Origin of the sequence: Levilactobacillus parabrevis, assembly GCF_044051715.1 — a bacterium.
GTDB lineage: Bacteria > Bacillota > Bacilli > Lactobacillales > Lactobacillaceae > Levilactobacillus > Levilactobacillus parabrevis.
The window spans coordinates 61,333-81,279 of record NZ_CP168688.1 but is presented as its reverse complement, the minus strand read 5'-3'; the positions used below and the strand labels follow the sequence as shown (position 1 = coordinate 81,279).

The window sequence follows — 19,947 nt, the reverse complement described above, 5'->3', positions numbered from 1 at the left end:
CCAAAAAAAGTGCCACCCCTTTTGAGGTGACACTCCGTTAACTTTTAAATTTAGAACGTCCGTACCGGCGTGATCAGCTGAATGAAGTTGCTGGTATCTTCCGTTGGGACCAATGTGAATGGCCGTAATGCTGATGTAAAGGCTACGCGGATCGTCGTCTGACCGAACGACCGTAAGGCATCCTTCATGTAATCTGGGTTAAAGGAAATTTCGAGATCATCCCCGGTAATTTCCTTAGGGTCCAAGGCTTCTTCAACGTTCCCGACATCTGGAGAATTACTGAAGATGGTAACTTGGTTGTCCGCTGGCGTCAAAGTCAGCTTAACCACGTTGTTCCGCGATTCATGAGACAACAGTGAGGCCCGTTCAACGGCCGCCAATAATTCTGGCGCTTCGAATTCTACCGTGGTTGAGGCTTCCTTGGGAATCAACCGAGACGTATCTGGGTAATTTCCTTCCAGTAATCGTGAATAGAATGACGTGTCCCCTAGTAGGAACAATACCTGGTTTTCGGAGAATTGCATCTTCACGTCACTGTCATCGTCGCCGATCATCCGAGAAAGTTCAGTCAAACTCTTTCCGGGAATGATGACGTCAAAGGCCGCGCTACTTGGTGTAGGTAACTCAATCTGGCGTTGTGACAACCGGTGACTGTCCGTGGCGACCGCTAAGAACTGGTTGTCCGCCAACACAAAGTGAACCCCAGTTAAGATTGGCCGACTTTCTTGGTTGGATACGGCGATGACCGTTTGGCTGATCAGTTCCTTGAAGACGGCACCAGACAGGACCACGGAATCAGCGGCGTCAACTTCTGGCAAGTGTGGATAGTTGTTGGCATCTTGCCCGTTGATATTAAATGCTGCCGACCCGGACGTAATTTCCGTTTGGAAGGCATCCTTGACCGTCACCGTCATCGTCTGTTCAGGCAAACGCTTAACGATTTCACTGAAGAACCGTGCCGTTAGCACGATGGCTCCTGGTTCGTCAACGGTTAGCCCAATGTCGGGATCGTCCGCACGAATTAAAGATTCGATTGAAATGTCAGCGTTAGAACCAGTCAGTAAGAGGCCCGCATCACTAGCAACGATCTTGATCCCAGTTAAAATGGGAATTGTGGTCTTAGACGAAATGGCCCGTGACACATTGTTGAGTTCCTTAATGAAGGCCGCCCGGTTAATGGAAAATTTCATAAGATTAGACACTCCTTTTTAGTGGTGCGTAGTTTACTTAATTAAAAGAAAAAGACAGTAGCCGTAGTAGAGCAGTGTATTCTGTGGATAACTTGACGAAAGGACTTGTGTTACTAGGTTTTCCACCTGTGGATAACTTGTGGAAAACTTTAATGCTTTATCCTTTTTATCCACACGCTCCGTTAGCTCTACATCTATCATACCCTAGTTGGTCACAAAAAAACCGTCACGAGTCTGCTAACTTTGTCGCGCTGACTCGGACGGTTTCGTCCTAGCGCCGTAATTCATCTTTCAGATTATCGATGTCTTTTTGTAATTCAACATCGGTCTTCAGTGAATCCTGGATTTTGTCGTAGGCGTGGATGACCGTGGTGTGATCCTTGCCGCCGAATTCGTTTCCGATGCGTGGAAGTGACGCTTCCGTCAGTTCACGCGACAGGTACATGGCAATTTGCCGTGGCATGACGATAGCTTGCTTGCGTTTCTTTCCTTTTAAATCTTTGAGAGAAACGTGGAAGTAGTTGGCAACACGGTCCTGAATGACCGGAATCGTAATGGCATCCGTGGCATTGGCGAGATTGAGACTCTTAAGTGCCTCAGCAGCCAGGTCAGTCGTGATCGGTTGGTGCATCAACTGATGATAGGCTTGGACGCGGGCCAATGCGCCCTCAAGTTCGCGCACGTTAGAGTCGATTTGCCCAGCGATGTAACTCAAGGTGTCGTCGGGGATGTCGATCTGATCGGCGTCGGCCTTATTACGAAGAATGGCGATTCGTGTTTCCAGGTCCGGTGGTGTGATGTCGACCGATAAGCCCCAAGCGAACCGCGAAACGAGGCGATCCTGTAGCTTAGGAATCTCGTTGGGTAGTCGATCGGAAGTCAGCACGATCTGTTTCTCATCATCATAAAGTGCATTAAATGTATGGAAGAACTCTTCTTGGGTTCCTTCCTTATTAGCGAAGAACTGAATATCATCGACCAGTAGCAGATCAACGTTACGATACTCCTGACGGAACTGCTCCTGCGTCCGGGTTTGAATCGCATTGATAAAGTCATTCGTGAAGGCTTCGCTAGTGACGTACTTGACCTTGGTGTCCGGGCGATCTTCGAGCATTTTATTGCCAATCGCATGCATCAAGTGGGTTTTACCAAGGCCCACGCCACCGTAGAAGAACAGCGGATTATACATCACGCCGGGTTCTTCGGAGACAACCAAGGCCGCTGCATGGGCCATTTGGTTGCCTTTTCCGATGACGAAAGTGTCAAAAGTGTAGCGGGAGTTCAGCGCGGTTTCCTTCATGAAAGTTGGTGTTGGTTCAGCAGTGGCCGGTTCCTCGGGGGTCGCGGTCTTTGCTTTACGTGTCGCCTGTTGTTGGCGTTCGCTTTCGATGATCAAAATCGGCTGAATATCTTCGTGAGCGGCTTGGTATGCGTATTCTACCAATTGCTGGTCCAGGTGTTGATGGGTCCAGTAATCACGATGCAGGGGTGACGGGAGTTCCAACGTCAATTTATTGCCATCTAAGGCAATCGGCTTGGCAGTTTCGATCCAAGTCTTGTAGGTCGTTGGTGTGTTATTTTCCTCGAATAACTCCTTGATATCAGTCCATAAAGTTACCATATCTGGCACTGATGTATCCCCCTATTAATTATTTAGATAGTCATTTCCCATTTGGGCGTAAGACCCCCAAACGAAAACGTAAGTCCAGTGTAGCATGAAGAAAAAAAGTTTTCCACAGGGTATTTTGAACTGTGAATAATTGTTTCACAGAAAGTGGACAGAGTTATCCACAGGGAGTCTAAAACCTGTGGAAAGTTTTTGGCAATTTAAGTTATACACAGCTATCTGTGGAACGAGAACAGCATAGTATCAAGTGTTTCACAAGTTATCCACAGAATCCACTGAACCCAGAAAACTAAAATAAACAGGCTGTGGAACGGTGGACAACTGGGTGGGAAAGTCCGGAAAAACTTTTTAACAATTTTAGAGTTATCCACAGTCAAAGTGCATGAAACAAATTTCGCCGGGGAGAACTTTTTTATGGAAATTCAAAGTTCCTATTTCCATTCGGCGAAATTTATGCTAATATGTTCAGGAAATGCATTTAGTATTTGTCTGGCTTCACCAGATAAAAAATAGTCATAGTTAAGAGAGGAGATTTTACGATGAAGCGCACTTTCCAACCAAAGAAACGTCACCGTTCACGTGTCCACGGCTTCCGCAAGCGTATGAGCACTAGCAATGGCCGTCAAGTTTTAGCACGTCGCCGTCAAAAGGGACGTAAAGTATTGTCTGCATAGGCCGCTGATGGTTCAGTGGTCTTTTTATTTTATCTGCGAGAAGACTGGGACCCTAATCTCTCGCGGACTGTTCAACAAATCGTTGAGAATTTTGGAGATGCACCATGCGAAAATCTTACCGCATTAAGAAAGAAGCGGAATTCCAGCAGGTCTTTGAAACCAGAAATTCGGTCGCAAACCGGCAATTTGTGGTGTATTCAATGGAAAAACCTGATCAATTACATTTTCGAGTTGGCATTTCGGTCGGTAAGAAAATTGGGAACGCGGTCCACCGTAATTGGGTGAAGCGCCGGATTCGGCAGAGTCTACTCGAGTTGAAGCCCTACCTCCAGCAGGATGTGGACTTCCTCGTAATTGCTCGGCCCCGGGCGGACGGCATTTCCATGACTGATGCGAAGAGCAGCCTGATTCATGTTTTGAAACTGGCGAAACTACTGGATTCCAACTATAGCGAGGAATAAAAGTGAAAAAGTACAAACGTACCCTACTTATGCTAGGTATTGTGAGCTTAGTCTTTATCCTTTCCGCTTGTAGCAATGCACCAATCACCAATCAAAGTACCGGGATTTGGGACGGCTGGATCGTTCTGAACTTCTCCCGGGCAATTATTGGGTTGGCCAATATGTTCGGCGGGAGCTACGGTGTCGGGATTATCATCTTTACCATTATCGTGCGGATTATCTTACTCCCACTGATGATCTTCCAAACCCGCAGCATGCGGAAGACGCAAGACTTACAGCCACAATTAAAAGCCTTACAGAAGAAATACTCCTCAAAAGATCGCGAAACGATGCAAAAGATGCAGGCCGAACAGCAAAAGCTGTATTCGGAAGCGGGCGTTCACCCCATGTTGGGTTGCCTTCCTGCCGTGGTTCAGTTGCCAATCATCTGGGCCTTGTATCAAGCTATCTGGCGGACGGCCGTTCTGCGGTCTGGGAGCTTCCTGTGGTTGCAATTAGGCCACAAAGACCCGTATTTCATCCTGCCTGTCTTGGCCGCCGTTGCCACGCTGATTAGTTCGTGGTTAAGCACCAAGTCAATGCCAGAGTCCAATTCAATGAGCACCATGATGATCGTCGGGATGCCGGTAGTGGTCTTCTTCACTGCCCTGAACGTGCCATCATCACTGTCCTTGTACTGGACGATTTCGTACGTGTTCCAAGTTGGCCAAACCTTGTTAATTCAAAATCCGTGGAAGATTCAAGCGGAACGCGATGCCAAGGAAAAGGAAAAGAACGAACACGAACGCGCGGTCAAGAAAGCAATCCGCCGTGCAAAGCAAAGCAAACGCAAGTAAACAAGTTAGCATAAATGCATTTTATCGGCGCAGGACTTCGGTTCTGTGCTTTTTTGTACAGAGAGTGGAGCAAGGCGTCAAGGTTCTGAGCATTAGGGAGTTAAGGTCTTCTGTTCGGCTTCGCCGGACAGGAGGCCTTAGCTTTCTAAGCGGAAGAACCTGCCTTGCGGAACTCGTTTCAGAGGCCGCAAGTTTCCGAATATGAAGGCGAGAGATAATTCAGTTCTTTAAGCCAGAGTAGCCACTAAGAACCACTCGCGCCGGACAGGAGTCACTTAGCTTTCTAAGCGCAGGAGTCTGGTTTGCGGAACTCGTTTCAGAGGCCGCATATTTCCGAGCATACAGGCGAGAGAAAGTCCGATGATTCAAACCAGAGTAATCATCAACGCCAGTGCCGGACAGGAGGCCTTAGCTTTCTAAGCGGAAGAACCTGCCTTGCGGAACTCGTTTCAGAGGCCGCATATTTCCGAATACCCAGGTGAGAGAAAGTCCGATGATTTAAACCAGAGTAATCATCAACGCTAGTACCGAGTAGGAGAACTTAGATTTCTAAGTCACCGCAACCCCCGACAAGCATTCCGACCAGTCCAATTCTCAGCCACTAAAAATTACCGCTACACTAACTACTAATGTAATTTCCGCCAAAAAAGTCGCACTGATTCTGGCGTCTTAATAGATTCTTAGGGTCTCCGCCCTGCTAATCATTTTCAGGCTGAATTACGGGGTGCGGTGCGAGCATTATGGTATACTGAATTTTAGCGAAAAAGACATGGAGGAATGGACGATGACAATCTACACGGGCAAAACGGAAGAGGCAGCGATTGCGGCGGGGTTAACCGCGCTCAACAGTCGCCGCGACCAAGTTGTAATTAAGGTGGTCGCCACTCCGCGAAAGGGTTGGCTGGGAATCGGCCGACGCGAGGCCATGGTGGACATTGTCCTAAAGACGGTTGCGGAAGCTTCATCCGCTGCGCCGGTGCCGGAATCGTCAGCTGCAGTGGTGCGTTCAACGGCGCCAGCTAGTTCGGCAGCCGCTTCAGTAGCACCAGTGGCTGCCGAAACAGCTACTGATGCACCGTCAGCGTCGTCTGAGCCCACAGTGACCCCGCAGGAGCGTCGTAAGCGGCGTGAGGCAGCCATCGAAGCGGTTCAGGACTATTTGGCAACCATCGTAGAACAACTCGGCATAGACGCTACGATAGACGCTGAAGCGGGTGCTCACCGTCAAGTTCGCCTGGTCTTTACCACGGATAAGGAAGGCTTGATGATCGGTAAGCACGGCCGGACAATCAATGCGTTACAGAGTTTGGCGCAATTATTTTTGAATCACCACGGCGCTGCGCACGTTGAGTTGGAGCTGGACGTGGCGAATTACCGTGAACGCCGGGCGGCCACGTTGAGTCGCTTGGCGGAGAGTACGGCGCGCGAGGTCGTCGCGACCGGGAAACCAATTTATTTGGACCCAATGCCGTCGTTTGAGCGGAAGCAGATTCACGCTGTTTTGTCGAAGAACCGCTACGTCACGACGTACTCTGCGGGGAAGGAACCCCATCGGGCGGTCGTCATCGAACCAGCATAAGTTTCGTTTGACAAACGCGCCGTTACCCCTTATAGTGAAGACAATCATTCTTATCAAGTTTACGATAAAGTAGTGAAAGTACTTTATCCACGCACAGTTAGGTGGCGTGGAGTAGGTGCTTTTTTTTATGGCGTTAAATGATACGCCCGGGGTGAGTGCTTGCATCGGTAGACGATTTGACACGGCTCCTCGTTACGAAAATTGAAACTTGATTAAGACAATTCAGACAGCAGTAAACATAAGAAGGAGGATGGCTCATGACAGTCACCACAACAGAATTTGATACGATTGCGGCAATCTCGACGCCGCCTGGTGAAGGTGGAATTTCAATTATTCGGTTAAGCGGTGAGGAAGTCTTTGCCGTTGCCAGCAAGCTCTTTAAGGGCGCAGATTTGACGAAGGTTGGCACCCACACGATTCATTACGGCCACATTATGGACCCTGAAAATGGGGAAGAAGTGGACGAGGTTATGGTTACTGTGATGCGGGCCCCTAAGACCTACACCAAAGAAGATATTATTGAAATTAACTGTCACGGGGGGATCGTGGCAACGAACCGGATTCTCCAGTTGTGCCTGAGCTATGGCGCTCGGTTGGCCGAACCCGGCGAGTATACCAAGCGGGCCTTCTTGAATGGCCGAATTGATTTGACCCAGGCGGAATCCGTCATGGATCTGATTCGGGCCAAGACCGATAAGTCGATGAAGGTTGCGTTGAATCAATTAGACGGTGACTTGTCGAAATTGATCAGAAATCTGCGCCAAGACATCCTGGATGCGCTGGCTCAGGTCGAAGTCAATATCGACTATCCCGAGTACGATGACGTGGAAACGATGACGACTAAGATGCTGCTGGAAAAGGCCCAAGAGGTCAAGCAGCAGATCAAGACGTTGTTGGCGACAGCTAAACAGGGGAAAGTTCTGCGTGAAGGTCTTGCCACGGCGATTGTCGGGCGGCCTAACGTGGGGAAGAGTAGCTTGTTGAACCATTTGCTCCACGAAGACAAGGCAATCGTGACCGACGTTGCGGGAACCACGCGTGATGTGATTGAAGAATACGTCAACGTTAAAGGGGTTCCTCTGAAACTGATCGACACGGCCGGGATTCGCGATACGACGGATAAGGTCGAAAAGATTGGGGTCGAACGGTCGCGGAAAGCAATCAACACGGCTGATTTGGTCATGCTGGTCTTGAACGCCAGTGAGGCCTTAACGACCGAGGATAAACAGTTGTTGGACGCTACGGCCGACACGCAGCGGATCCTGATCTTAAACAAGACGGATCTGCCACAGAAGCTAGATCTACCAGCGTTAAAGCAGGCGGCTGGGGACAGTCCGATCATCGAGACCTCCATCCTACAGAGTGCTGGATTGGATAAGTTGGAAGAAACCATCGCCCATCTCTTCTTTGATGAGGGGATCGAATCCAGTCAGAACACCGTGATGGTTACCAACGCCCGGCATATCGGGCTGTTGCACCAAGCCAGTGACGCCTTAGACGATGTCATGCACGGGATTGCTGCGGGGATGCCCGTGGATCTGGTGCAGATCGACATGACGCGGGCCTGGGACTTACTCGGTGAGATTACCGGGGATAGCTACCAAGATGAGCTACTCGATCAGCTGTTTAGTCAATTCTGTTTAGGAAAATAACGTTAAATTCAAACCACAAAGAGACCGCTTGACCGCCGCTACGACGATTGGGCATGGAGGGAAAGAACCATGACTGAAGTAATTGAATATCCGGGACAGGACTTCGACGTTATCGTTGTCGGAGCCGGTCATGCCGGTAGTGAAGCGGCGCTGGCCGCAGCCCGGATGGGCAACAAGACCTTACTGATGACGATCAACCTGGATATGGTGGCATTTATGCCATGTAACCCATCCGTTGGGGGCCCAGCTAAGGGGATCGTCGTCCGTGAAATTGACGCCCTGGGTGGCGAAATGGGACGTAACATCGACAAGACCTACGTTCAGATGCGGATGCTCAACACCGGGAAGGGCCCGGCCGTCCGTGCCTTACGCGCCCAAGCCGACAAGCACGCCTACCATGCTGAAATGAAGCACACCATCGAACGAGAACCTAATTTGACTTTGCGTCAGGGAATCGTGGATGATTTGATCGTGGAAGACGGCGCCTGCAAAGGGGTCATCACCAACACCGGTGCGCGTTACCGGGCCAAGGCCGTTGTCATTGCGGCTGGAACTGCAGCGCGAGGCAAGATCATCATCGGTGAGTTGATGTACTCCTCTGGTCCGAACAATTCTCAACCAGCCAACAAGCTGACGGCCAACCTGCCTAAGTATGGTTTTGATCTGGAACGCTTTAAGACTGGGACGCCACCACGGGTCGATGGGAACACGATTCACTACGACGAGACTGAGGAACAACCTGGGGACAAGGAGCCGAACCACTTTAGCTTCACGACGCCAGATAGCGCCTACCTGGATCTCAAGAACCAACTGTCTTGCTGGTTGACTTACACGAACCAAAAAACGCATGAGATTATCAAGGCTAACCTCAACCGCGCCCCAATGTTTACGGGAGTTATTGAGGGGGTCGGCCCGCGTTACTGCCCATCGATTGAAGACAAGATCGTGCGGTTTGCCGACAAGCCTCGTCACCAACTCTTCCTGGAACCAGAAGGTCGGAATACCGACGAATGGTACGTTCAGGGACTTTCAACTTCCATGCCAGAAGAAGTGCAACAGAAGATCTTGCATTCGATTCAGGGTCTCGAAGACGCACAAATGATGCGGCCAGGTTACGCCATCGAATACGATGTCGTTGCGCCTTACCAATTGCGGCCAACCCTGGAAACTAAGCCATTGAAGAACCTGTTTACAGCAGGCCAAACCAATGGGACTTCCGGTTATGAAGAAGCCGCTGGTCAAGGCCTGTTAGCCGGAATCAACGCCGGTTTGCGGGCACTGGGCAAGCCTGGGTTCACGTTGAAGCGTTCCGATGCTTACATCGGCGTCATGGTCGATGATTTGGTGACCAAGGGAACCAAGGAACCTTACCGTCTGTTGACAAGTCGGGCCGAATACCGCTTGATCTTGCGTCACGACAACGCCGATTTGCGTTTGACGGCCAAGGGGCATGAATTGGGTCTGATCAGTGACGAACGCTACGATGATTTCTTGGCCAAGAAGGCCGCTTTACAGGCTGAAATTGACCGGTTGAACAGCATCCGGATCAAGCCGAACGACGCCATCAATGCCTTCATCGAGAGCCACGGTGACAAGCCGTTGCAAGACGGTGTATTAGCCGCAGTCTTCCTGCGTCGGCCATACGTGGACTACCAGACGTTGCTACAGTTCATTCCAGCGCCAGAACAGCCGGTGGACCGGCACATCGTGGAAGAAATTGAGATCTCGCTGAAGTACGCCGGCTACATCAAGAAGGCGGAAGCCAACGTGGCGAAGTTAAAGCGGATGGAAGCCAAGGCAATTCCTGCCAACATCGATTACGATGCAATTGACGGTCTGGCAACGGAAGCGCACCAAAAGTTAAAGAAGATCCAACCGGAAACGGTGGCACAAGCTAGTCGGATCAGTGGGGTCAACCCAGCTGATATCGCGATCCTGAGTGTGTACATCGAACAAGGAAAGATTGCAAAAGTGAAGTAGCAGACGTTTTGACAATATTTAGTTTTGAAGATAGTAAAGGGGACCGCGACAGTTATATCGTGGTTCCCTTTTTTTTTTCGCCTTATTAGTTATTAATAATTATTATTTAATTAATAATAGAGATACAAAACCTTTACATGTTCTTTGCATAAACCACACACAGGCTTGCTAAGCTAAATGATGTAGTGAGACAACTGGGTACCACTTAATCGGTTTGATGACAGGCTAACTTCACCGCTTAGGGTGGTTACTGTCGCGTGGGAGCGAAAAAGCCGTCTGTCACGGGGATGCGATATTGATGGACGGACGATGGTTAGCTGGGAATCACGGACAAATTTCGGTAGAATTGAACTCGGGGTATTTAAATTAAAGCCACTGGGGAGTTTTTACATATGCGAATGAGTCTGTTGGGCCTGGGGATTATCTTGGTGTTGATCAGTCATGGCTTACACCACCATACGTTGCATCGGCTTCAGCAAGGTGCCGTGCGCCAATCGCGGCGGAGCGTCACTGTGTATCATGGCTTCTTGTATCTTGGCTTGGCGTACGTTGCGGTGGGGCTGTGGCGACCGACGTGGCTGAATCCACGAGTCATTGGTCTGCTATTATTGGTGGATAGCGTGGCGCTTGTCATGAGCTATTGTCAGCACCGTCACCGGCAATATCCGGCTGGTACGCGGGCGTTGTGGCGACGACAGGCGTGGTATTTAGTCAGCAGCCAGATCCTGCTGGCAGTTGTCTTACTGGGGACGTTGGTGACTTTACCGACGTAGAGAAGCATAGATGGTCATTCGGAGAACCCGTTAACGCTGAAAGTCAACGCTGACGGGATTTTTTAAGTCATTGGGGGACACAATATGAAACGTTATTCACCGGCTGCCGCGCAGCAAGCATTACTGCAGATACTAGATGAGGTGAATCAGCAACAGGAGGTGGTTGTCGTGACACCCACGGACGGCAATGATGCCAGTTCGGTCGTCATTGTCGCAAAGCATGAGTGGGAAGCACTGAAGGCCGCTTTGGAAGCGGCCCAACAGCCCACGCAAGATACGGGGTACTTGGATCTTGATAAGATTGAATGGGGCTAAAAAAGCCGCGCTTCCGTGGGGGATAGCGTGGCCGGTTGTTAATTTCCACCAAGGATAAATGCTCTACCAATGGAGGTAACTAAGAAAATAATTTGAAGCGTCAGGTCAATCCGATTCAACGGGTTGGCATCGGTCGTACTCTCGAAAACGTTAAAATGCAGCATTGCAGTGATTAACGAACTAAAGCAGAGAAAAGCAACGATTTTGGGATCCTGAAGGAACAGCATGGCAAACAGTAGAACCAGCGTTAAAAGAATGACACCGATTTTAGCGGAGGTTGCTGAGAAGCGGGCTTCGGTCATGGGTCTTCACCTCGTTTCGCTTAAATGAGAATATGAGATTTCGGTTATAACTTGTTACCATCATACCAGAAAATCTGGTTAAAGGGGTAAATTAATACCTAAAAGTTAAAATAGTTTCCAATCTTCAAACAAATCGCCCGCTAGCATCATTGATTGCTAACGGGCGATTCGACTATCTAAGCGAGAAGAAGCTGTTTGAGGGCGGCATAGGAATCCGCTTCGTAAGTGGGATGGTAATCAGTAGATTTCGCAGTATGTTGCGGGTTGAACCAGACGCTGTCGAGGTGGGCGTTGGTTGCACCAAGGATATCGGAATGAAGACTGTCGCCAACCATAACGGTGTTTTCAGAAGTCATCATTGGATATTGCGTGAAAATAGGCGCGAAGAACCGTTCATCTGGCTTGTCATAGCCCACGTCCTCGGAAATGAAGACGCTGTCGAAGTAGCGGGTCAGCTGGGAGCCCGCGAGCCGATTGAGTTGGATGGACTTGGTACCATTGGTTCCCGCAATCACCGTCACACCAGCGTGAATGAGCTCTGTCAGAAAGGTTGTGGCCCCTGGCAGGGTATAGTAGTTGTGATCGAGCATACTTTTGTATTGTTTTTCAACGGCGGGGCCATCCACGGTGATTCCCATCGCGTCAAATGCTTTGGCGAAACGAGTGTCTAACAGGGGCGCGCGGTCTGCGCCCAGCTCGATTTGATGCCAGACGTCTTGGTTGATCTTGACATAGGTGGCTAGCCCGCGTTGCACATCGGTCACGCCATATTTTTGTAGCAATCGGGTAACACCTTCGTTTTCACCACGGGTAAAGTCAAGGAGGGTATCATCTAAGTCAATAATTGCGTATTTTTTCATGAGAGCGCGCCTTTCGAATTGGTTTTGTCGATTTTAGCATAGATTCTGGGGATGATAAAGGTGTGGAAGTAACATTCAAAAAACAACGAATTTTTGAATGTTGGCGCATAAAATTACCCGCAACATTCAAAAAAACGCGATTTCTTTAATGTTGCGGGTCAAAAATCTCGTGAACATTCAAAAAATGGCACTTTTTTGAATGTTGCTTGCTGGATTTTGCCTGAATAATCAAAATAACGTCCTTTTTTAAAGGTGAAAACTTTGCAATATAAAAACCGCGTCGTCTAGAGACAACGCGGTTCTGTAAAATCAAGCAGTTTTTGATCGGAATACCTGTCCCATAATCCATCCCAGAACCACACCAATCAATGCTGGAACGACCCAGCTAAAGCCTTGTGCAGCCAGTGGCAGTTGGTTGTTGAGGGTGAGAATTGCACGGTTCCAGCCAGCCTGTTGTAGGCTGCTGGGGAGTGCTGCGACGGCCGAGAAGATGGCCGGGATCAGTGTGAACAGCATTGCTAGGCCGAACAACCAGCGGCTGGTGCCCAGTAGGGGTGATAGCACCGCTAACACGATTAAGACGATGGCTAGCGGATACAGGAACATGAGCACGGGTGAGGAGTAGCTGATCAATTTCGTCAGGCCCACGTTTGCGAAGAGGCACGGCAACACGCTGGCAAAGACAATTAGCCAGGTGTAAGACAACCGGGGGAACATCTCGTGGAAGGTATCCCCAAATGCTGAGATCAGACCGATCGCCGTCTTCAGACAGGCAATAATGACAATTAACGCCAGTAGAATATTTCCAAACGTGCCAAAGTACTGGTTGGCAATCTGTGCCAACGTGATACCGCCATTAGCAGCGGGCGCGAACTTGCCCAGACTCATGGTGCCCATCAGGGCCAGTAACGTGTAGATCAGGCCCATCAGAACAACACTGATGGTTCCGGACTTGATCACGTCCTTAGCAATTTGGCCGGGTTCGGTGACGCCTAGTGCCCGGATACTGTCGATGACGACGATTCCAAATGCCAGTGAGGCCAAGGCATCTAACGTGTTATACCCTTCGGTAAAACCGGTCGCTAGTGGACTGGTTGCGTAGGCGCCACGTGCAGTCGCTGAGAAGCCACCCATCGGTTTGACGAAGGTGGCTAGGATCAAGAGCCCAAGTAGAATTAGAAAAATCGGCGTTAGCCATTTACCAATGTAAGTCATCAATTTTCCAGGGTTGCGAGCTAGTAGCCACGCGACAACGAAAAATAAAATGGAGAAACTGGCTAGGACCAGGCCCTGATGGCCGCGACTCACAAAAGGGGCGAGCCCAATCTGATAGGACGTTGTGGCCAATCGTGGAAGCGCAAAGAACGGCCCCACGGTCAGGTAAAGCAACACCGTAAAGATATAAGCGAAAGGCCGGTTGACGTTGGTCGCTAGGTCGAAGACGCCCTCACTACGGGTCAGGCCGATCCCGGTGACCCCTAATAAGGGTAGGCCAATCCCAGTCAGGAGAAGACCAATGACCGCCAAACCAACGTTATGGCCGGCTTGTTGGCCCAGAAAAACGGGGAAAATCAGGTTACCGGCACCGAAGAAGAGCCCAAAGAGCATCATGCCGATAAATAGGAGTTCCCGCCAAGATAATCGAGTTTTCAAAGTAATCGCAACTTTCTATAAGCATAAAGTACGGTCGTGCAGACCATAGGTAAGCATATCAAAAAAGGGCCCCCGTGGGAACGGGAACCCTCTATAAATTTATTTATCAGCAACGGTAAAGCGTGCTTGGTGATGCTGTGGGTGTTCAATTTCATCTAAAATTGCGACGGCCATGGTACCCGCAGAGGTTCCAGATTCCTGGTTGGCGTTAACTAAGAGTTCATCGGCACCCGTCAAGAATGGTGTCGCATCGCCGGGGTGGAAGTTCGCTGCCGGTGATACGCCGACCCAGTTGACGTTGTCCACGTCGCGCAGGAAGTTGAGTTCCTTTAATTGGTTCTGCGGAATGCTCAAGAAAGCAGCGGCGTTAGGATCTTTGGCAATGTCCTCGACGACTAAATGATGATCATCGCCGGTTTGAAGGCTACCAGCCCCCAAGATGAAGACGAGGCGTGGTTGCGTCGTTTCCCGTAACTTGGCAACCAGACTCGCTGCGAGGTCAACGTGTTGAAAGGCCAGACTTGGTGCGGTTGCGAAAGCATCGATCACCACGTCGGTCGTGGCGAGCTCGGCTGAAGTTAAGGCAAACGCGTCTTGAACCTTGGTCGTCAGATTAGGATTAGCCGGCAACTTGGCGAGCTTTTCCGCCGAACGGGCCAGCGCCGTGACACTGTGGCCACGCTTTAATGCTTCCGCGACAAGTGCTGAACCGGCCATCCCGGTAGCACCAATAATTGCAATTTTCATGAAAGGACCTCCTGTATTTGCTGCGATTAGTATACCGGTTTTAGCGAAGTCCGCCAACAATTATGACTCAACGTGGTTGCGGGTGTGGTAGAGTAAGAGAAAACGCCGAGGAGGCACTATCATGAAAAGTGTGGTTCAGGGACAGTTGGTTCATCTAACAGAAATGCGTGACGGGGATGCAGAATGGCTTCAAGACACGCAGTGGGAGCCCGGACTCTTGCGGAATTTATCGGCAGATGCCTTACATCCGTGGACGGCGGCCGAGTACACGGAGCTGGCTGCGGACCCAGATAGTGATGACAAATTCTTCTTTATGGTGCGTGCCAATGCCGACGATGGTCTGTTAGGCTGGGTGATTCTCGATGGGATTCAGCTGAAGAACCGGCGAGCAGAACTGGGGATTGCCTTACCAGTCGCCAGTGATCGCGGTCAAGGCTATGGGGTGGATACGCTCAATACGATCCTGTCGTTTGCCTTCAACGAATTAGGCCTGCACAAGGTGACACTGGACGTCAACGCCAATAATCAGGCGGCGTTACGGGCATACGCAGCCGTGGGATTTGTTCGTGAAGGTATCAACCGCGAAGCCGTTTATCAGGACGGGCAGTGGCTCGACCTGTATCAGTTTGGCATTTTGGCCAAAGAGTGGTGGACCGTTTCACGTGGAACAATCCCAGACGAAAACACCACCGCGGACAATTAGAGTCGCAGTGGTGTTTCACATGAAACATTTAGGCGCTGGGCCACGGTGAGTCGGTTGTGACGTGCGCGTTTAAACCGGCCTGTTCCTGACGGCGTTCATTACGTTGCGCGGTTCGTTGCGGATAGCCAGCACATAAGTAACGTTGTTCGTCGGTGACCGGTGTGACGCCAGGAAGTGGGGACGTGACGGATTTATCGTCAATGACGTAGGTAATGAAGCAGGTAAACCCGACGAAGCGGTCGCCAGTTGTCAGGTTTTCCCCAACAATCTTGACGAAGACCTCTAGCGAGCGCGTCCCGGTGCCACTGACGTAGGCTTCCAGAATCATAGAGTCGTCGAGATGAAAGGGCCGTAGAAAGCTCACGTGATCGAATGAGGCCGTGACGACGGTTTTATGGGTGAGGCGGACGGCCGCCACGGAGGCACTGTCGTCTACCAGTGAAAGAATCTTGCCGCCAAAGACGGTCTGGTGTTCATTTAAATCTGGTTGAAAGACCCGGTGGGTGGTCACAATGAGCGTGGCATTGCAGGATACGGGCGTAGGTTGAGTTGTCACAGACGTCACTCCATTCGTTAACAGTTACCTTCATTCTAACAGACTGCAAATTAGGTTACAGTATTATTAACTTTTCGCTATATCTTGGCGGAATCGTAGAGGTCGGGGCGCCGGCTTTGCTATACTGAACCTAAATTATGCAGGAGGGGTGATCGTGTGAATTATCGTGGCGAACCGTTGGATTTAATTCCAACACTAGACTTGGCACAGACGTATCCATTGCTGGAATGCACGTTGAGCCTGATGCACCCCATTGATGTCGAGCGACTGACGGAAGCGGTTAAGACAACCAAGACTGTGGTGCCGCAAATTCTCAGTCGCTATAACCTGCGTCGGAATCGATTCGAAGAGCAACCGGCAAGCATTGACCAAGTTATCACCGAGTACAGTGCCAATCACGATCCGGGTCGCGGACGGCTGGACGTTTTACAGGGACCACAGCTGAAGATCCAGGTGATTCATCACGTCGATTACGACCAATTACGGTTGATTATGAGTCGCCTGTTGACCGATGGCGAGGGCTTTAAACACTACCTGTACCTACTAGCAGCCGCTTACGATGGGCAAGACTTGGCAGACTTTGTGAATGAACGCAGTGTTCGTCGGATTCTGAACTATCTACGACATCCCCATCGCCCCATCCCACAAACGACTGATGCCCCAGTGGCGGAGGGCTTTCCCCAGTTACAGGGGGATGTTCACCACCATAAGGGTGAGGCCTTGATCCCCCGTGTGGAGAGCCAGCGCTTGCAGCAACGGGCGCGGCAACAGGGCGTCACCATGAATGCCGTCCTCTTGTCAGCTTACGCGCTGTCACTGTTCTCTTTAACGGGTGAACGCCAACTGGTGATTCCGTATCAGGTCGATCTGCGTTTGCAGGGGCCAGTGGCGGCAACCAACGTGGTCCAGGTGGCTAACCTGACCAGTGAAATGGCAGTGCCAATCACGGTTCAGGACGGGGATACGCTCCAAGACGTGGTGACACGGACGCAGGCGACAATCATCCAATTACGTGACAGCTTAGCTTACCTGGCGCCGTTGGTGGAAATCAACCGGATGAGCCGGGCCTTGCCACCAGAAATTGTCCGGCGTTTGGCCGGTAAGCATCGGGAACAGTCAGTGGTTTCCTTTGCTAATTTCGGTCACGTTGACCATACGCGTCTGAAATTTGGGGATACTCGGGTCACACAGATCTACTTTGCGGGGACGTATCGCGCCATGCCGAACTTCCAGCTGACGGTGAGCGCCTATCACGAGGCGTGGACGCTGGCATTTCGAATGCTGGGATCGGAACCAGATTATCAATTAGGCATTAAAATTTTAAAGAACGTCGTGGCCCAGCTGAATCAGTGGGATCATGACAAATAAAAATGCGAGCCTTACCATTTCTGGTGAGACGCGCATTTTTGATAGAACGGGTTTAATTGAGGGCTCTAACGTACTTGGAATTAGCGGTAATATAGCCGCCAGCCACCCGGTAACGCAGGGTACCAGCCATCGTGGTGCTGGTGCCGCGCGAGTAGTCCCAGCCGAGTACTTTGAAGACGGCATGGGTTTTCTTCGGGTAATGCTTATTTTTCTTTGTCAGATTGACTGTGGCGTACCGATTAACGGCAGTCTTAGCCTGAACCTTGGTCGGTACTTTATACTGGCCAGCGATGACGAAGTGTTTGTTAGCGGAAATGTATTTGCCATTGGTGAGAAGAAAACGCGTCGAAGTGTTATACGTCACGACTTTTTTGACAGAGAGTTGAGTGCCTTGCTTGTAGGCTACGCGAGGCTGCTTGAGCGCGGCGGCATCGTAACCGTTGATGCCACCGGGATTGATGACAGTCACGACTTTGGGGGCACTCTCATAGTAAGCGCGGGTGACGTAAGCTGATTGAACCGTGATGTAGCCAGTCTGACCATAAGTCGCGGAAGCAAGGTTGGTGTCGCGGACTTGATAGCGTGCATTGCCAGCCGTGGATTTAGTTGTACCAATAACGGTAAAGGTCGGCTGTTTCAGCTGCGGTTTTTGTACGAACCAGGCAAGGCGACTTGTAGCCGAGAAGTCCTTGCTACTGTAGAGGCCAATTTTCTTGGTAGCCGTGACGACGAAGGGTTGAAAGGTGGTGTCGGGTTCGGTCGGGGTTGGTACTGATGGTGTGGGTGGCGTGACTGGATCAGGTGCAATGAGCCGTGCTTCCTCTGTGGGCTGCCAAACGTAGGTTTCATTAGCCGGAAGCTCTGCGATGTGGGTGCCATCGTATAAGGCATAGAGCGCGTCGTTTGTGTAAGTGGTATCGCCCAATGGGTTATTGTTAAGGTAACCATTCGTCGGGTCATTGTTTACGAAGTCAACCTTCCCAGTACCAATGGTTTGCCAAAGGCCGGTGAGATCGGCAGTTGGGCTTGGTCCTGTCAGATGGACGCCAGGATTTATAGTTCCCCAGTCAGGATCAGTAGTATCTTGAGCTAGAATCAGCGATGAGGGCAATGTGATTTTAGCGATTTGAGGTGCGCCGGTAAATAGATCTGCGTAAGTGCTGTTAGCTGTGAAATTAAGGTTTGCGAGGTTCACCTCGCGTAATTCAGGATCGTTATTGAAAAGGCCACTTACTGAAGAGACGGAATTGTTGGGACCAATAAGATTTGAGAGATCAACACTGGCCAAGCTGGCATCGCTATTAAGCATGTTACTGATGTCAATTGTTGCATTTGGACTAAGATTAAAGAGAGCGTAAAATATCTTGTGTAAATGCATAAAAGATTTCTGAATTGTATAGAAATAGGGAATGCCTTCCCTTATGATATTTAGTAACCACAGAAAACATCACAGGAGGCATTCCCCATGAATGAACTTACCACAGAAATTATCGCTGCACTAGCCCAAAAGCAAGATTTGGACGAAGTTTTTCGTCACCACCTCGAAATTGCGATTAACCAGCTGCTTCAAACCGAATTGGCAGAGTTTTTGGGTTACGAACGCTACTCATACGCTGGGATTAACACTGGTAATAACCGCAACGGCAGTTATGAGCGCTCGTTTGATACGAAGTACGGCCAACTTAACTTAACCATTCCTCGAGATCGCAATGGCCGGTTTGAAAATCATACCTTGCCAGCCTACGGTCGGCACAGTGATAATTTAGAAACAACGGTCATTCAGTTGTATACCAAGGGAATTACCACTGCTGAAATTGCCGAACTCATTGAGAAAATGTACGGTGCTCACTACTCCAAAGCCACGGTTTCCAACATGACTAAAGCCGTCAATGAACAGGTTCAAGCTTTCCAGCAACGTCGACTGGCTTCACAATATGCGGCCATCTTCTTAGATGCCACTTACTTGCCGTTAAAGCGGGATACCGTTCAAAAAGAAGCCGTTCATATTGCGATTGGCATTCGTCCAGATGGTACGAAAGAAGTGCTGAACTACCAAGTGGCGCCAACGGAATCGACTGGAATCTGGACTGAACTGCTGGGAACCTTGATCAAGCAGGGCGTTAAAGATGTGCTGTTGTTTGTGGCCGATGGGTTAGTTGGTTTGGATGAAGGCTTGAATCGGCATTTCCCTAAAGCCAAACGACAACGTTGCCTGGTTCATGTTGGGCGGAATCTGATGAACAAAGTTCGCGTAAAAGACCGCAAGGCCGTGATCAGTGACTTTAAACAAGTTCATCGGGCCGCCAACCGTGAAGCAGCCGAACTGAAACTGAATGAGTTCGCCAACAACTGGCATCAGACCTATCCCAAATTAATCAAAGATCTGCTTAAAATGCCGAATTTACTCACTTTCATGGACTTTCCACCAGCTATCCGGCAATCACTATACTCCACTAACCTGATTGAGAACTTTAATAAGCATCTCAAGCGCACCACCCACCACAAAGAACAATTTCCAACGGAAGATTCACTGGATCGCTTCCTGGTTTCTCAGTTTAATGTTTATAACGAGAAGTCTCTGAAGCGGATCCACCGAGGGTTCAAAGGACTCCAGGACACCTTGGAAGCATCATTTATTTAAGTTAGATACATATTATATGTACGAAGGCAT

At 50.0% G+C, this 19,947-nt stretch carries 19 protein-coding genes; 11 read left to right on the top strand and 8 right to left on the bottom strand.

Annotated features, from left to right (window positions below; all coding sequences use genetic code 11):
- Positions 1–50: 50 nt before the first annotated feature.
- Together dnaN and dnaA are read right to left on the bottom strand one after the other, a co-directional pair.
- Complete coding sequence (dnaN, locus tag ACEPSU_RS00500; RefSeq protein ID WP_020088837.1) at positions 51–1,190, bottom strand: DNA polymerase III subunit beta; 1,140 nt, start codon at positions 1,188–1,190, stop codon at positions 51–53.
- 271 nt (positions 1,191–1,461) lie between these two features.
- Complete coding sequence (dnaA, locus tag ACEPSU_RS00495) at positions 1,462–2,820, bottom strand: chromosomal replication initiator protein DnaA (RefSeq protein WP_020088838.1); 1,359 nt, start codon at positions 2,818–2,820, stop codon at positions 1,462–1,464.
- A 536-nt stretch (positions 2,821–3,356) separates the two neighbouring features.
- Here dnaA and rpmH point away from each other — a divergent pair.
- The 8 genes from rpmH to ACEPSU_RS00455 all read left to right on the top strand — a co-directional run bounded on the left by rpmH (position 3,357) and on the right by ACEPSU_RS00455 (position 11,087).
- Entirely contained in the window at positions 3,357–3,491 is a 135-nt protein-coding gene (rpmH, locus tag ACEPSU_RS00490; protein ID WP_081624573.1) for a 50S ribosomal protein L34, read from the top strand.
- 104 nt (positions 3,492–3,595) lie between these two features.
- Positions 3,596–3,952, top strand: coding sequence for a ribonuclease P protein component (rnpA, locus tag ACEPSU_RS00485; protein WP_020088839.1), 357 nt, complete (start codon positions 3,596–3,598; stop codon positions 3,950–3,952).
- 2 nt (positions 3,953–3,954) lie between these two features.
- The gene (gene yidC / locus ACEPSU_RS00480) at positions 3,955–4,788 is read left to right on the top strand and encodes a membrane protein insertase YidC (protein WP_027825919.1); all 834 of its coding nucleotides are present in this window, start codon (positions 3,955–3,957) and stop codon (positions 4,786–4,788) included.
- A 784-nt stretch (positions 4,789–5,572) separates the two neighbouring features.
- Positions 5,573–6,367 carry an RNA-binding cell elongation regulator Jag/EloR gene (jag, locus tag ACEPSU_RS00475; RefSeq protein WP_395345428.1) on the top strand — a complete coding sequence of 265 codons (795 nt, stop codon included), beginning with the start codon at positions 5,573–5,575 and terminating at the stop codon, positions 6,365–6,367.
- A gap of 257 nt (positions 6,368–6,624) precedes the next feature.
- Positions 6,625–8,019 carry a tRNA uridine-5-carboxymethylaminomethyl(34) synthesis GTPase MnmE gene (gene mnmE / locus ACEPSU_RS00470; RefSeq protein ID WP_395322076.1) on the top strand — a complete coding sequence of 465 codons (1,395 nt, stop codon included), beginning with the start codon at positions 6,625–6,627 and terminating at the stop codon, positions 8,017–8,019.
- A 69-nt stretch (positions 8,020–8,088) separates the two neighbouring features.
- Positions 8,089–9,999, top strand: coding sequence for a tRNA uridine-5-carboxymethylaminomethyl(34) synthesis enzyme MnmG (mnmG, locus tag ACEPSU_RS00465; protein WP_020088843.1), 1,911 nt, complete (start codon positions 8,089–8,091; stop codon positions 9,997–9,999).
- Positions 10,000–10,391: 392 nt separating this feature from the next.
- Positions 10,392–10,772 (top strand): hypothetical protein, encoded by a 381-nt coding sequence (locus ACEPSU_RS00460; protein ID WP_395322073.1) that lies wholly within the window; start codon positions 10,392–10,394, stop codon positions 10,770–10,772.
- Between the two features lie 84 nt (positions 10,773–10,856).
- Positions 10,857–11,087, top strand: coding sequence for a type II toxin-antitoxin system Phd/YefM family antitoxin (locus ACEPSU_RS00455; RefSeq protein ID WP_395322071.1), 231 nt, complete (start codon positions 10,857–10,859; stop codon positions 11,085–11,087).
- A 38-nt stretch (positions 11,088–11,125) separates the two neighbouring features.
- On the opposite strand, the gene ACEPSU_RS00450 is transcribed toward ACEPSU_RS00455, so the two are convergent.
- The 4 genes from ACEPSU_RS00450 to ACEPSU_RS00435 all read right to left on the bottom strand — a co-directional run bounded on the left by ACEPSU_RS00450 (position 11,126) and on the right by ACEPSU_RS00435 (position 14,649).
- Positions 11,126–11,389, bottom strand: coding sequence for a hypothetical protein (locus ACEPSU_RS00450; RefSeq protein WP_395322069.1), 264 nt, complete (start codon positions 11,387–11,389; stop codon positions 11,126–11,128).
- A gap of 176 nt (positions 11,390–11,565) precedes the next feature.
- Positions 11,566–12,249, bottom strand: coding sequence for a YjjG family noncanonical pyrimidine nucleotidase (locus ACEPSU_RS00445; protein WP_260338624.1), 684 nt, complete (start codon positions 12,247–12,249; stop codon positions 11,566–11,568).
- 309 nt (positions 12,250–12,558) lie between these two features.
- Positions 12,559–13,902, bottom strand: coding sequence for a branched-chain amino acid transport system II carrier protein (gene brnQ / locus ACEPSU_RS00440; RefSeq protein ID WP_395322067.1), 1,344 nt, complete (start codon positions 13,900–13,902; stop codon positions 12,559–12,561).
- 99 nt (positions 13,903–14,001) lie between these two features.
- On the bottom strand, positions 14,002–14,649 hold the full coding sequence (locus ACEPSU_RS00435; protein ID WP_395322065.1) for an NAD(P)-dependent oxidoreductase: 648 nt from the start codon (positions 14,647–14,649) through the stop codon (positions 14,002–14,004).
- A gap of 121 nt (positions 14,650–14,770) precedes the next feature.
- Here ACEPSU_RS00435 and ACEPSU_RS00430 point away from each other — a divergent pair, with 121 nt between their 5' ends.
- Positions 14,771–15,352 (top strand): GNAT family N-acetyltransferase, encoded by a 582-nt coding sequence (locus tag ACEPSU_RS00430; RefSeq protein WP_395322063.1) that lies wholly within the window; start codon positions 14,771–14,773, stop codon positions 15,350–15,352.
- Between the two features lie 28 nt (positions 15,353–15,380).
- Here the strand turns inward: ACEPSU_RS00430 and ACEPSU_RS00425 are convergent, their stop codons facing one another.
- Positions 15,381–15,908 carry an acyl-CoA thioesterase gene (locus ACEPSU_RS00425; protein ID WP_395322061.1) on the bottom strand — a complete coding sequence of 176 codons (528 nt, stop codon included), beginning with the start codon at positions 15,906–15,908 and terminating at the stop codon, positions 15,381–15,383.
- A 156-nt stretch (positions 15,909–16,064) separates the two neighbouring features.
- Between ACEPSU_RS00425 and ACEPSU_RS00420 the strand changes: the two genes are divergently transcribed.
- Entirely contained in the window at positions 16,065–17,276 is a 1,212-nt protein-coding gene (locus ACEPSU_RS00420; protein ID WP_395322059.1) for a condensation domain-containing protein, read from the top strand.
- A 52-nt stretch (positions 17,277–17,328) separates the two neighbouring features.
- Here the strand turns inward: ACEPSU_RS00420 and ACEPSU_RS00415 are convergent, their stop codons facing one another.
- Positions 17,329–18,585, bottom strand: coding sequence for a DUF5776 domain-containing protein (locus tag ACEPSU_RS00415; protein ID WP_395322057.1), 1,257 nt, complete (start codon positions 18,583–18,585; stop codon positions 17,329–17,331).
- A 156-nt stretch (positions 18,586–18,741) separates the two neighbouring features.
- Here ACEPSU_RS00415 and ACEPSU_RS00410 point away from each other — a divergent pair, with 156 nt between their 5' ends.
- Complete coding sequence (locus ACEPSU_RS00410; protein WP_003561746.1) at positions 18,742–19,917, top strand: IS256-like element IS1310 family transposase; 1,176 nt, start codon at positions 18,742–18,744, stop codon at positions 19,915–19,917.
- The last annotated feature ends 30 nt before the right edge of the window (positions 19,918–19,947 follow it).